Genomic DNA, 13,647 nt, shown 5'->3' with positions numbered 1-13,647 from the left:
TTCATCATTTAATATTAAGGCACCGGATCGTAGCCATGACCGCCCCAGGGATGGCAGCGGCTGATGCGTTTGACGGTAAGCCATAAACCTTTAAAAACCCCGTACTTCTTAAACGCTTCCATGGAGTATTGTGAACAGGTTGGGGTGAACCGGCATTTGGGTCCTATCATAGGCGAAAGGATCCATTGATACAGTTTTATCAATGCCATAAAGGGAAGGCTCAGTATGCGAAGTATAATTTTCATTTCACGCCATTTACTGTTTGTAACAGTTTCTTCAACACCACTTCTACTTTTTCTTTTACCAGGGCATACGCTGGCAACTCCTTGCCGGTGTAAATTAAAAATAACGCCAGCTGTTGCTCTTTTGTTTGCAAAGCCTGCTCCAGTGGTAATTTTTGCAGGCGATAAGCTTCCCGTATCAACCGCTTGATGCGGTTACGGTCAACAGCCCGTTTAAAGTTACGGCTGCTTACACTAAACCCGGCCTGCAGAGGAACAGCAAGCTGATCTACCATTTTGTATTGTACCCTGATGGGAAAGGCAGTAACCGCCCGCCCTTCACTGAACAATTGCTCAATGATCTTGCGGCGTTTCAGCCGTTCGGTTTTGTTTAAAGTAAATTGTTTTGCCATCGGGTTACACTTAAAAATAAAATAGTCCCGTCAAGACGGGACTATAATTTATTTAAACTGCTGTCCGTCCCGATACATCGGGAGGAAACTAACAGATTATTTTAATTTCCTTTCGTCGGAAACGGTCAGTTTTTTACGACCTTTTTTACGACGGGAGGCCAGTACTTTACGGCCGTTTGCATCCTGCATACGTTTACGGAAACCATGAACGGTTTTACGACGACGGCGGTGCGGTTGAAATGTACGTTTCATAATTATTTCGTTTTTTACACTTGTTGAAATATGATCCGGGAGAAGCGGATCAGGTTCCAATTTCGCAGACGGGTCACCATACCCGCCCCGCCATAAGCGGATGAAAGGACCGCAAAGGTAGGAAAGTAATGGTTAAGTATGAAACGGCACCGGTAAAAATGTTCTAATAAATATGGTTTGCTACCGGAATACTATTATCCAGATCTACATGGTTTGAGCGCACCGTTTCGCCAAAGAAGATACTTGCATGATTATCAAAATCTTCTGTAGAGTCGGTGGTATTGAACAACCGGTTGCCGTGCTGGCTGCACCTGCTTTCCAGCTCAGGATGGCGTTTCAGGTAGTCTTCCAGGCTGTTGGCCACTATTTCGCCCTGGGATACCACGGTTACGCCCGCCGGCAGAAACTGCTGGATCTTTTCGCGCAACAGCGGATAGTGCGTACAGGCAAGCAACAGGGTATCTATATCGCGGTCGTTGGCCATTATGTGGTGCACATGCTTTTGTACAAAGTAATCGGCGCCGGGTTGCATATGTTCATTATTCTCCACTATAGGCACCCACATGGGGCAGGCTTCCTGGTACACGGCTATATCGGGGAAAAATTTTTCTATCTCTATGAGGTAGGAGCCTGATTGTACGGTTCCATGAGTGGCCAGGATGCCGATTTTGCGTGATTGGGTAAACTGGCCAATGATCTCGGTAGTGGGGCGTATAACGCCTAATACCCGGTTATCGGGCGCCAGTTTTTCCAGGTCGTTCTGTTGGATGGTACGCAGGGCTTTTGCCGAGGCGGTATTGCAGGCCAGGATCACCAGGGGACAGCCCTGTTCAAAAAACCACTCCACGCATTGCAGGGTGTACCGGTATACCGTTTCAAACGACCGGTTTCCGTAAGGCGCCCGGGCATTGTCGCCCAGGTAGATATAATCATACTGGGGTAATTTTTTTACTATCTCCTTCATTACCGTAAGGCCGCCATATCCTGAATCGAAAATGCCAATTGGCTGCGTTGTAACCATGGTGCAAATTTACCTTCTTGCCGTGAATCGGCAATCGTGAATCGGCAATGCCGAATCGTGAACGTTGAGCGTTCAGCCATAAAAAAACCGCTTCAAAATGAAGCGGCTCTTCTATTATAACTTAGCAATTTTACTATTGTTTTGCAGCTGGTTTAGGAGCTGTAGCCGGACCAGCAGGTGCAGCGGCGCCGCCAGGCAATTTAATATTCAGCTTTTTAGCAACCAGAGGCAGAATATCATCTCCGGGAGGAGCTACCAGCAGGGCTTCTTTCTCAAACACATAACCATATCCATTTTCTTTCGATACGGTTTGTATAGCCTCATAAGCCTTTTTGTTGATGGGGGTAACCAGGTCTTGCTGACGTTGCTGCAACTGTTGTTGAATGCGCTCTTCTTCACCACTCAGTTCCTGACCCATTTTGGTCAATTCACCTCTTTTCACTGTCTTAACAGCAGGAGTATAAGTTGCAGAGTCTTTGTTGTATTTTTCAACAGCTGCATAGAAAGCATTCTGCTTATCAGTTGCGCTTTGAATCAATGCATTTTTCAGGTCCTGCAGGGTAGAGTCTACCTTTTTCATTTCTGGCATTACACTCAACAGTTCGTTAGAGCTGATGTAGCCAATTTTACTCTGTGCATTTACTTCACCAGCCACTACCAGGCCCAGGGCGAACAACGTTACGGAAAAAAACTTTTTCATTGAATTTCAATTTTGTCTCGCACCCTTGTCGGGTGGTCGGTTATTTTTTTGTTTTAAGTTGAAAAAAACCTATCGGCGGTTGCTTTCCCCTTTTCTCTTAAGTTTTATTTAACGCCCAGCTCCTTTAAAATATCCTCACTACGGTCCAGTTTGGGGTCGGCAAAGATAACAGTAATTCCTTCACTTTTATCTAAAATAAAATCCAGTTGACGGTTAACCGCCAGTTTCTGGATCGCGTTGTAAACCTTGTCCTGTATGGGTTTCACCAGTTCCTGTCTCTTCTTGAACAGATCGCCTTCAAAACCAAAGCGTTTGCGCTGCAGGTCGCGCACTTCCTTCTCCCGCACAAACAATTCATCCTCGCGTTTTTTCTTTAATTCGGGGCTCAGCATAACCTGCTCAGCATCAAAATCCTTGTACATTTTATCAAGGGCAGCCTGTTTGGCATCCACCTCTTTTTGCCATAGTTCGCTGAACTGGTCAAGCGCTTTCTGGGCATCCTTATATTCAGGTAATTTATCCAGGATGTATTTGGTATCCACTATGGCATAACGGCCATACTGTGCTTGCGAGGCTAAGGTTAGTGTTACCAGACAGACAATAAATAATATTTTCTTCATGGTGTGTTCCTTTTTAGGTTTTTTATAATCAATCGGCAATTGACAATTGGCAAAATTTAATTCCCGCTTTGCTTATTGGCTATTGTTAATTGGTTTATTCTGGTTCATAACCTAACATAAACGTAAAGCGCGTTGCATCTTTTAAGCGGGCACCAGGCGTGAGCCGGTCGAAGCCTACGCCATAGTCAAATCCAAGCAAACCAAACATGGGCAGGAAGAAACGCATACCCACACCGGCACTTCTACGCAGGCGGAACGGATCGTATGATTTGTAATCGTACCAACCGTTAGCGGCTTCAAACCAAACCATACCAAAGATGGTACTGCTTGGGTTGGTTGTGAACGGATACCGCATTTCGAGCGTATACTTATTAAATATAGTAAAGAACTGGCTTGCGTTCTGTTGATCCGGATTGATCTTGGGGTTTGAATTCTCATACACAGGATAACCACGGTGTGCAATGATATCATAACCCAGAATGTAGCTACCATTGGCCAAACCGGCGTCACCCACCTGGAAGCGCTCAAATGGTGAATAGTTCAACTTGGTATTGTACCGGCCCATAAAACCATACTTGGCTGCAGCACGCAGTACAAACTGACGCGTTTTATCGGCGCCCATTGCTTTACCAATGGGAATGAACCATTCGGCATTCAACCGCCATTTATGGAACTCGGGTAATTTATAACTATCCTGGTTGGTTGTATTTTCCCTGAATAACGAATACGGCGGCGTAAACTGACCACTCAGCAAAAAGTTGGAACCGCTGGTTGGGAAGATCGGGTTAGGACCAGCCGAGTTACGGTTCAGCGCAACTTTAACACTCAGGTTGTTTGAGGTACCGTTTTTGAAATCCTGTGTAAACAGGGTATAGTTCTGCAACTTATACTGTGTATAGCTGAGCGAGTATACCAATGTAAAGAAGTCATCGGGCCATTTCAATTGTTTACCCAATGAAATGCTGGCGCCAAAGTTTTTCAGCCTGTTGGTATCGCTGAAGAAATATCTTCCGCTGGCATCTATACCGCCGGTACGGAACACACTCTTATATGCACTAAAGGTTAATGAGTTTCTCTTCTTGCCACCTAACCAGGGCTCGGTGAACGAGAAGTTATATGACTGGTACGCGCGACCGTTTGATTGCACACGCATACTCAGCTTTTGACCATCACCGGTTGGCAATGGATCCCATGCCTTTTTGTTTAAAATATTTTTAATAGAGAAGTTGTTGAACGTAACACCCAGTGTACCGGTTAAACCGATACCACCACCCCAACCGGCGCTCAACTCCAGCTGGTCGGAAGATTTTTCTTCCACGGTATAGTGAATGTCCACCGTTCCATCTTCAGGATTGGGCACAGGGTTGATACCGATCTTTTCCTGGTTGAAGAAGTTCAACTGCGCAATTTCACGCTGTGAACGGATCAGGTCCTGACGGCTGAATTTTTCACCGGGCAGCGTACGCAATTCACGGCGAATTACGTGCTCTTTTGTTTTTTCGTTACCCTGAATGGTAACATTCTTGATAGTGGCCTGCGGCCCCTCAGTGATACGCACCTCAAAATCGATGGTATCATTATATACCGCCGTTTCAACCGGATCAATACGGAAGAACAGGTAACCATCATCCATGTACAGGCTGCTGATGTCGCCACCTTCCTGTGACATTTGCTTACCCAGCTTTTTGTTCAGGATGTCCAGGTTATAAATATCACCTTTTTGAATACCCAATAAGATATTAAGAATAGAATCGGTGTATTTGGTGTTTCCCTTCCAGGTTACGTTACCAAAATAGTATTGGTGACCTTCATCTACTTTCAGGTCAACTCTCAGGTTTCCTTTCTTATTATAATATTGCGTATCGGCTACGATGGCCGCATCGCGATAACCCAGGGAGTTATAATATTCCAGTACTTTTTCCTTGTCTTCCTCGTACTTCTTGGTATTGAATTTGGCCGAGCTGAATAATTTAAACCGGAAGTATGGGTCCAGGAATTCTTTTGTTTTGGAGAGTGACAAAAAGCCCATATCGCCGAGGTATGCTTTGAAAGAAGGCGTTGATGTTGGGCCGTAGGCGCTAGAATCGTGCGAAGGGTACAAGGTGATCTTGGTCATTTCCTTGGTGCCCTTTAATTGCTTTTTCAGGCGCTGTTCGTTCACCGCACTATTCCCAAAGAAGCTTACGTTCTCAATCCGAACCTTATGGCCTTTTTGTACATAGATGTTCAGGATAACAGAGTTAGGCAGGTTGGGATCCTGTACTTCTTCAATTCTAACACTAGCGCTTTGAAATCCTTTTTCAGTATAAAATCTTTTAATTACGTCTTCGGCGTTGCGTTTGGTGTTTTCGGTAACTACCCGGCTTGGCACCAGGGCTATTTTATTCTTTAACTCGTCCTGATCTGATTTGTGGGGACCAATGATGTGGAATTTGGATAAGGCAGGTCTTTCGGTAACGTTTATTTCTATATATAATTTATTGCCTTCGAGCTTGGTGAAAAAGATCTGCATGTTCGAGAACAGATGCTGGTTCCACAGGTTGGTAAGAGCTTTACTGAAATTATCGCCTCCCGGGATCATCACTTTATCGCCTACATTAATACCGGCTATGGAAATCAGCAGGGTTTGGTCGTACCGTTTGGTACCAGTAACTTTAATACCACCTATAATATATTCGTGGGCAGATTTTGAGTTGAGTATATTCTCTAATTCCGGATCAATAGACGTTGGAACGGTATCGGTTACCACCTGGGCACGTAGTGAACCGACTGTTAAACATGCAAATACCAGTAAAGAAATACTAAGTGTACGCGAACGCTGCATTCCGGGGAGTTTAAAGTGGAGCAAATTAAGGGGGATATTTTAAAAGGGTTTGTTAAAAAGGAAACTAATCGACGGATTCATAAAATATTCATGACCAATTCGTAATTATCCGTTTATCTGTTCCTTTTGAACCTGATCGCCGGTTTTGCCAAAGCGTCTTTCCCGGCCCTGGAAATCCAGAATGGCCTCATACAGGTTCTCCTTCCTGAAATCGGGCCAGCGAACATTGGTGAAATATAATTCTGCATAAGCTAGTTGGTATAATAAAAAGTTACTGATGCGAAATTCGCCACTGGTGCGAATCATCAATTCGGGATCGGGAAAATTGCTGGTCACCAGGTATTGTTGCAGGGTGTTTTGGGTGATAGTGGCAGGGTCTATCTTGCCGGCCTTAACATCTTCGGCAATGTGTTTTACCGCCTGTACCAGTTCCCAGCGGCTGCTGTAACTCAGGGCCATTACCAGGTTCAAACCCGTGTTCTGGCTGGTTATCTGCAGCGATTCGTCCAGTTCCTTTTGCGCATATTCGGGCAACATTTTTACATCGCCTATTACATGCAGCTTTATATTGTTTTTATTGAGGGTTTCTGTTTCCTTGCGAATGGTTTCCACCAAAAGCTCTATAAGGCCGGTTACTTCATATTCAGGGCGGTCCCAGTTCTCGGTAGAAAACGCATACAGGGTGAGATATTCAACGCCCAGTTCGGCGCAACCTTCTACAATATTGCGCACGCTTTCCACACCATGGAAGTGTCCATAGAGACGGTCCTGACCCTTTTCTTTCGCCCACCTGCCGTTCCCGTCCATAATAATTGCTATATGGCGAGGAAGTCGTTGAAGGTTAATTTGCTCCCTTAGGCTTTGCATACCCTTTTTTTGAAGGGCACAAAGGTACGTAAATCAATAGACAATAGGCAAAGAGCAAAAAACCAATTGGCAATTGACAATTGCCAATATTTAAAAACAAAAGGCAAATTGGATATCCAATTTGCCTTTTGTCTATTGTAAACTGTTTGTTGTCTATTGGTTAATTAGCTGAAGGACAACGATATGAGGTCAAATTCCAGGATAAAGTAACCTCAGCCATAACATAAGCGTCTTTTTGCTTGCTGTAACCGCGCTGACGGCCCTCTATTCCAATGGCGTCACCTGTTTCGTAAGAACGGTCCTGCAACAGCCCGGCTGCCGAGGGGGTACCATCGGGCAGCGGAGGAAATTTATCACTGCCTACGTAGGTTTTACTAACATCATCGAGGTAATCGGTGGTAGTATACCGGTACACTACTTCAAAGCCCAGGTTCATGCGCTCGTTCAGGGCGTATTTTACACCCACCCCAATGGGAACGCAAATGGCCATCGTATTATATGGTTTGCGATCGGGATAAGCGGCTGTACCCTGTCCCTCGGTGCCCAATGGACGCAGAAAATATTTCTTGCCATTGAGGAAGGCATAAGGATCGTAACTGAAAGCGCCTATACCCAGGGTTAAATAGGGCGTGAAACTATAATATGGATCGGCCGGTACAAATTTGAAGAAGTTGAAATCACCCTGCAAAGCAAACTCAAATACATTCGTATTAAAGCTCAGGTTGCGGCGATGCTGATAATCGTTCTGGGTATTGTAAACATCTGAATAACCCAGTTTTGCATAGTGTGCCGAAACACGCAATGCGGTATAGTTCCCGAATTGTTTACGGAAGAATACCCCTAAAGCAGGTTTTGGCCTGTTCAATCTCGCCCTGGTATTCAGGTCGCCAAAATAATGTGCGGCCCCCGCAGAAATGCCAAACTCACCTTGCTGAACAATACTTTCATATTGGGCAGTAACCTTTTGCACACATAGTACGGAATTAAACAGGAGTGCTGTTACAACCAATTTCTTCATAATTCGCAATTTAACATTAAGAACCGGATATACCGGCAATTTTTCATTGTATAAAAAAGTTAATTCCTCGTGTCTAAACCCCACGATAATTTATTACGCAGGGTTTGCAGGAAATTATTTTCATTCAACCGTACCAGGCTCAGGGTAAAGGATTCGTTGCGCACGGCTAATTGTACCTTTTTATCTACGAGTTCTTTGCGCGAGTCAAGCGCACAAATAAAATGATCTGTCCGGCCCTCAATCTCAAATGATATAATATTATCATCTGGTACTATGATAGGTCGGACATTCAGGTTATGTGGGGCTACGGGGGTGATAACGAAGCTGGAGGATTCAGGAAAAACCACTGGGCCATTACAACTTAACGAATAGCCGGTTGAACCGGTAGGAGTTGCTACAATCACGCCATCAGCCCAGTATGTATTTAAAAATTCACCATTAAGATAAGTATGAATTTTTATCATGGGTGATGTATCTGTCTTATGGATAGCAAATTCATTTAATCCGTAAGGTACATCGCCGAATAATGGTTTACTCGCATCCAAATGAATTAACGATCGCTTGTCTATTAGTATTGTGCGCTTCACCAGGGATTGTACTGCAATGTGCAATTCTTTACTGCCGATGCTGGCCAAAAAGCCCAGCCGGCCAAAATTGATCCCCAGCACCGGGATATTCTTATCGCGAACCAGGGTAACGGTATCGAGTAAAGTACCATCACCACCCAGGCTTATCAAAAAGTCTATGGCATCGGTAAGATCACCCGAGTCATTGAACAGAGTGGTCTTTTCTGAAAAACGCACCGATGACTGGATCATCTCATAAAAAGGCTTATATATAACCGGGTGAATATTTTCTTTGTCCAGTTCATCGAGCAATTGTTGCACTTTGCTATACTGGTCATCATCAATAACCCTGCTATAAATGGCTACCTTCATACTAATACGGTTAAATATTTTCCTGTCGTTTAAAAATCGTTCTTGATGTGTAAAAATAAACCCTTTTGTCCTAATTGGTTGAAGCTGTAGTCGAGCCGCAATACGAAGTCATAGAAAGATACCAGGTCAACTCCTGCGCCATAGGTGTACAACGTGCGGTTCGTGAGGGAATTATTAGTAAAATTCTTATTATAGGAATACCCGATATCGCTAAACAGGCGGGCATAAATGCGGAAAGGTATATGGTCGTGCGATTTTGATTTTAGATACGTGGGAACATTGAATTTGAACAGCTGATGCCGGTAGCTCTGTCTTGTCAAAACCCCGGCCGACCCATCAATTACATAATTCTCCAGCCCGCGCAGGTACATATTGCCATAACCAAACATCCGTTGATTTATATATGGCTGGTTGAAGGGGAAACGCAGCATTCCTACCCCATTCCAGCTGAAGAAATCCTTTTTGGTCAATGCCCAGCCTTTGGTGGCGTTTGCGTTTATCTGCCACATGTTCATGGCATTGTTAAAGCCCCTTTTCACAATAGTTCCTTCTGCCTGCCAGCCGGTAAGCGGGAAGGCCTTATAATCCACATTTACATAGTTTACATTATACACCAGCTCGGGAAAGCTTACCGAGGTACGGCCATAATTGTAGTACTTCGGATTTAAATAGGTTATACCCGAGTCTACTTCCTGGTGGGTATAGGATACCGAAAATGAATGTACGGTGCGTAAACCCGGCCGGTACGTCCAGTCAATATGGCCCGCCCATTGTCTTATTCCGTTGCGTAACGAGTCAACAAAAACCTGTTGGTTATCTATGGTGGCGTAATTGATCTCGCGGTTAAACGAATAGGCAAAACCCACGCGGTAACCATGTTTCAACGACTTGTCGGCATATGGCTGGTCATACTGAAACTCTATGCGCTGTGTATAGCCGGTTATTAACCAGAGTTTCAGCTTGTCGTTACGGCCGGTAAAATTATTATAGGTGAATTTGAATCCATAGTTAACGCGGTCGAGACCGTAGCCCTGTTTGGCCCATTCGTTCAGGTTGCGGTCAATGGGTTTCAGGTATGGGAGGGGAAAAATATACCAGCGTTCTTTTACCTGTATAAGAATATCAACTACGTATCCACGAAATGACTTTAAGGAAATTACTACTTCGTTAAATAAAGAGGTATTGATCAGCTGCTGGCGGGAGATCTCGAACCCTTTTACCAGGTCGGGCAGGTAAATGGAGTCGCCGGTTTTAAAGGGCAGTTCCCTTTCAATGATATAAGGCTTTGTTTTTTTATTTCCTTCAATTATGATATCGCCTACAACAAAAGGAGTATTAAAGTTGTTATTGGTACCAGAAGTTACATTGGTAACATTGGGCAAGGCCTGGGAAGTAGAATCCACAGGTGAAGGTTGGGCATGCACGTATGCCACATAGCACAACAATAATAGTATGCAAATAAAAGTCTTTCCCATGCACGTGCCCTGGCAAGCAGTTGCTTTGTTCTAGGTGTTAAAAAATAAAGCCGGCCGTTTCTTCTGGTATTGTGCTATATGTTCAGATAATTCATCAAGTGGTCGTAATTGTTCCGTAGTTCGTTTTCGTATAATTCTTCGCCAAAATAATATTTTACATTGTACTCATACCGCTGAAATGTAGCAACAATATCGGAAATCTCGAATTTATTGATTTTTATTGCTACAAAAAAGGAGCTGGTGTTATTATCCCAATAACTATTTAACTGGGTTATCTGGGCATCATTGGTTTCCACCAGTTTGCTGAGTTCTGAAAATGAGAAATTACGTTGTTCCATTTCCAGCACAATTAAACCGCCAGGTTCGCTCGCTCCTGTGGCTTTACCTAATTCTTTTAAAAGGTCGATGGCTGCAATGGCTCCAACAAATTCATTCTCCTTGTCAATAACCGGAACCAGGGAAAGATTATAATCATTCAACATTTGTACCGCCTCAATAAAGTGAGTATTGGCGTGTACGGCCACTTTGGAAAAGTGAGTATCAAGAGATTGAAGGGAAGTGCGTTCATCATGGTTCATTAAATCCTCCTCGAATACCAAACCAAGGTATTTATCTTCCGCCACTACAGGTAACTGCATAACATGGAACTCCGACATCAGGTCCAGTGCCTGAATAACCGTATCACTCAGGTTGAGTGTGGGAATCGATGCTGATATTAATTCTTTATTAAGCACTGCCATCAGAGTTTAACTACCTATATAATGTTATACGATAAAAGTCCACAACTGGTTTGTACCAACTACTCCACTATGCAAAATAAATTCCACAATAGGCATTAACCCTTGCAAACAGTTAGGTAATTACCTTAACCAAATATAATCATTTAGATGATAGTATTCAGGCAACCGCTGCCGGCTCGTTCAACTTTGTCAAAAATTTATGGAGTATACGGTTAAATTCCTCTGGTACTTCCATCATTGGCGCGTGACCACATTTGTCAATGAAATGCAGCTCGCTGTTTGGAATTAACCGATGAAACTCCCGGCCCACAAACGGCGGGGTAATGGCATCATTATTACCCCAGATCAATAACGTAGGTTGTTTGATTTGATTAATGTCTTCACCAAGGTTATTACGGATGGCGCTCTTTGCCAGCGCAATTATTTTGATGGCTTTCAACCGGTTGTTTACGATTTCATACACCTCATCTACCAGTTCTTTGGTAGCAATTTTGGGGTCGTAAAAAGTTAACTCCGTTTTCTTCTTTATATAATCGTAATCACCGCGTTTAGGATAAGTATCGCCCATACCGTTCTCAAATAAACCGGAACTGCCGGTCAGGATAAGCGATTTGATGCGTTCTGGCTGTTTCAGCACGTGTAATATGGCTACATGGCCGCCCAATGAGTTGCCAAGCAGGTGTACATTCTGGTAATCCTGGTATTCTATAAACTTGTGCACAAACTTCTGCAAACCACCTACTGAGGTATGCAAAAGGTCCATATCAAGCAAAGGGAGTAAGGGAACCACAACTTTATTATGGTTCTTGAAGTAACTGATCAAATCACCAAAGTTGCTAAGGGCACCGAATAATCCATGCAAAAGTATTAGCGGTTCGCCTTCGCCTTCTTCAATATACTTGAATTTATCCACTTGTTTGATCGTATAATTCATCAGCTATGTCTGTTCAAGTCAGTCAATTAATCGCTAAAATAAACGTTTTACTGCAAATAATCCATCCTTGCAGTTTTACATTGCAATTTTAATGTAAGCTAACGATTTTTTTACTTTTTTACCTCACAACTCAGCGTGGTAGCTTTTGTGTGGCAAACCCGTCAAAAAACGCACTTAGCTCTGTAAACATGTCTTTAAATACCGGTATCAGTTTCCCAATACCATTTATAACCCAGGGACCCAGCGGCTGTAACCATGGCCAGGTAATTGACTTAGCGAGTGTTTCATCACTAATGAGCTTTACCTTTTGCACAAAGAACAGCACTACGCTGAGTGTAAACATATACAAAATAGTGTACAAAAGAACTCCTGCGATCCTGTTTACCCAACCCATCATTGCCATTTCAACTGTAGATTCCAGTAAACTGGCCACAAACCTCACTAACAACACAACCCCTATAAACACCACTGCGAATGAAATAAATGGCAGCCATTTAGCAGAGATATTAACGCTGTCTTTTAAATAATCTGCTACAACTACCGATAATTTCATGGCTGCGGCAATACCTGCAATAAACGCAAAAATTGAAAATACTGCAACTATAAGTCCTCGCCGCAAGCCTTTTATAATAGCGAAAACAATAAATATTAGAACTAATATATCTATGAGCATATTTGGGAAGTGTAACGTACGAAAAATAAGATTTGAATCTTACTTCTTACCTCTCTTTCAAAATTTCAGGCCACATAAGCTACACTTCATAGCAATTGCCCTGCCTATTTCGCCAGCAACTCCTTTACCAGGGCGCTAATTGCTTTCCCATCAGCCTTGCCAGCCAGTTGTTTGGTGGCCGCGCCCATCACCTTCCCCATATCGGCTGGTGAAGAAGCGCCTGTGTTGGCAATAATGCCTGCTATAATAGTTTTCAATTCTTCCCCACTCAGTTGTTTGGGAAGGAATTTTTCTATTATTTCAATTTCTTCCTGCTCTTTTTGCGCCAGGTCGGTGCGGTTCTGCTGGGTAAAGATCTCCAATGAGTCCCTGCGTTGTTTTACCAGCTTCTGCAACAATTTGATCTCGTCTTCCTCTTTCAAATCGCCGCCAGCGCCCTCTGATGTTTTTGCCAGCAAAATGGCAGCTTTAATGGCGCGTAAACTACGCAATGCTTTTTCGTCTTTGGCCAGCATGGCTGTTTTCAGGTCAGCCATGATCTTTTGTTCTAAGTTCATATGCGGCTTTTTGAGATTACAATTTATTTTCTTTCAACTGAATGTCGCGGAAACGACCATAAAAATCTTTGGCAAAGGTCTTCATCATGTCAACCAGTTCGGCCTGGTGGGTGGCCCGCTCAAAGCTATCGGCCATCGTCATAATAGTTTGATAATAAAAGTCGGCCATCTCATCCACCATCATGTCTTTCGTCCACAGGTCCATGCGTAAAGCCGATTTATCGGCGCCATCCCAAAAAGACAGCATCATGGCCCTTGCCTTTTGCGCATTGTCGGCAGTGCTGTCGGTGGCATTCCACAATATTTGATCAGGAATGTTTTTTTCGTCAAGCGACACATCAATAGTAATTCTCGATTGCCTCATTTTCTTTGATTATCAGTTTTTTATATTTTG

General features: G+C 43.5%; 16 protein-coding genes. All 16 read right to left on the bottom strand.

What is annotated here, in order from left to right; all coding sequences use genetic code 11:
- Positions 1 to 14: 14 nt before the first annotated feature.
- A complete protein-coding gene (gene yidD, locus NIAKO_RS32475) occupies positions 15 to 245 on the bottom strand; it encodes a membrane protein insertion efficiency factor YidD (RefSeq protein WP_014222734.1) in 231 nt (76 codons plus the stop codon).
- Complete coding sequence (locus tag NIAKO_RS32470; RefSeq protein ID WP_014222733.1) at positions 242 to 634, bottom strand: ribonuclease P protein component; 393 nt, start codon at positions 632 to 634, stop codon at positions 242 to 244. The genes yidD and NIAKO_RS32470 overlap by 4 nt, the downstream gene beginning before the upstream one ends.
- A 96-nt stretch (positions 635 to 730) precedes the next feature.
- The gene (gene rpmH / locus NIAKO_RS32465) at positions 731 to 886 is read right to left on the bottom strand and encodes a 50S ribosomal protein L34 (RefSeq protein WP_014222732.1); all 156 of its coding nucleotides are present in this window, start codon (positions 884 to 886) and stop codon (positions 731 to 733) included.
- Between the two features lie 163 nt (positions 887 to 1,049).
- Positions 1,050 to 1,907: a glutamate racemase gene (gene murI / locus NIAKO_RS32460; protein ID WP_014222731.1), complete on the bottom strand. Its 858-nt coding sequence runs from the start codon at positions 1,905 to 1,907 to the stop codon at positions 1,050 to 1,052.
- Positions 1,908 to 2,040: 133 nt separating this feature from the next.
- A complete protein-coding gene (locus NIAKO_RS32455; protein WP_014222730.1) occupies positions 2,041 to 2,607 on the bottom strand; it encodes an OmpH/Skp family outer membrane protein in 567 nt (188 codons plus the stop codon).
- 104 nt (positions 2,608 to 2,711) lie between these two features.
- Positions 2,712 to 3,227: an OmpH/Skp family outer membrane protein gene (locus NIAKO_RS32450; RefSeq protein ID WP_014222729.1), complete on the bottom strand. Its 516-nt coding sequence runs from the start codon at positions 3,225 to 3,227 to the stop codon at positions 2,712 to 2,714.
- A gap of 94 nt (positions 3,228 to 3,321) precedes the next feature.
- Positions 3,322 to 6,051: a BamA/OMP85 family outer membrane protein gene (locus NIAKO_RS32445; protein ID WP_014222728.1), complete on the bottom strand. Its 2,730-nt coding sequence runs from the start codon at positions 6,049 to 6,051 to the stop codon at positions 3,322 to 3,324.
- 105 nt (positions 6,052 to 6,156) lie between these two features.
- The gene (locus NIAKO_RS32440; protein ID WP_014222727.1) at positions 6,157 to 6,918 is read right to left on the bottom strand and encodes an undecaprenyl pyrophosphate synthase; all 762 of its coding nucleotides are present in this window, start codon (positions 6,916 to 6,918) and stop codon (positions 6,157 to 6,159) included.
- A gap of 160 nt (positions 6,919 to 7,078) precedes the next feature.
- Positions 7,079 to 7,936 carry a type IX secretion system protein PorG gene (gene porG / locus NIAKO_RS32435; RefSeq protein ID WP_014222726.1) on the bottom strand — a complete coding sequence of 286 codons (858 nt, stop codon included), beginning with the start codon at positions 7,934 to 7,936 and terminating at the stop codon, positions 7,079 to 7,081.
- A 59-nt stretch (positions 7,937 to 7,995) separates the two neighbouring features.
- Positions 7,996 to 8,874: an NAD kinase gene (locus NIAKO_RS32430; RefSeq protein ID WP_014222725.1), complete on the bottom strand. Its 879-nt coding sequence runs from the start codon at positions 8,872 to 8,874 to the stop codon at positions 7,996 to 7,998.
- A 29-nt stretch (positions 8,875 to 8,903) separates the two neighbouring features.
- Positions 8,904 to 10,277, bottom strand: a complete 1,374-nt coding sequence (locus NIAKO_RS32425; protein ID WP_165761211.1) for a POTRA domain-containing protein — start codon at positions 10,275 to 10,277, stop codon at positions 8,904 to 8,906.
- A gap of 146 nt (positions 10,278 to 10,423) precedes the next feature.
- Positions 10,424 to 11,089, bottom strand: coding sequence for a CBS domain-containing protein (locus tag NIAKO_RS32420; protein ID WP_014222723.1), 666 nt, complete (start codon positions 11,087 to 11,089; stop codon positions 10,424 to 10,426).
- Positions 11,090 to 11,246: 157 nt separating this feature from the next.
- Positions 11,247 to 12,023 carry an alpha/beta fold hydrolase gene (locus NIAKO_RS32415; protein WP_014222722.1) on the bottom strand — a complete coding sequence of 259 codons (777 nt, stop codon included), beginning with the start codon at positions 12,021 to 12,023 and terminating at the stop codon, positions 11,247 to 11,249.
- Between the two features lie 130 nt (positions 12,024 to 12,153).
- Positions 12,154 to 12,696: a CvpA family protein gene (locus NIAKO_RS32410; protein WP_014222721.1), complete on the bottom strand. Its 543-nt coding sequence runs from the start codon at positions 12,694 to 12,696 to the stop codon at positions 12,154 to 12,156.
- Between the two features lie 104 nt (positions 12,697 to 12,800).
- On the bottom strand, positions 12,801 to 13,253 hold the full coding sequence (locus NIAKO_RS32405; RefSeq protein WP_014222720.1) for a GatB/YqeY domain-containing protein: 453 nt from the start codon (positions 13,251 to 13,253) through the stop codon (positions 12,801 to 12,803).
- 16 nt (positions 13,254 to 13,269) lie between these two features.
- Positions 13,270 to 13,617 (bottom strand): gliding motility protein GldC, encoded by a 348-nt coding sequence (gene gldC, locus NIAKO_RS32400; protein ID WP_014222719.1) that lies wholly within the window; start codon positions 13,615 to 13,617, stop codon positions 13,270 to 13,272.
- Between the last annotated feature and the right edge of the window lie 30 nt (positions 13,618 to 13,647).

This window comes from Niastella koreensis GR20-10 (assembly GCF_000246855.1).
Classification (GTDB): domain Bacteria; phylum Bacteroidota; class Bacteroidia; order Chitinophagales; family Chitinophagaceae; genus Niastella; species Niastella koreensis.
This window is presented reverse-complemented; position numbering and strand designations above follow the sequence as displayed.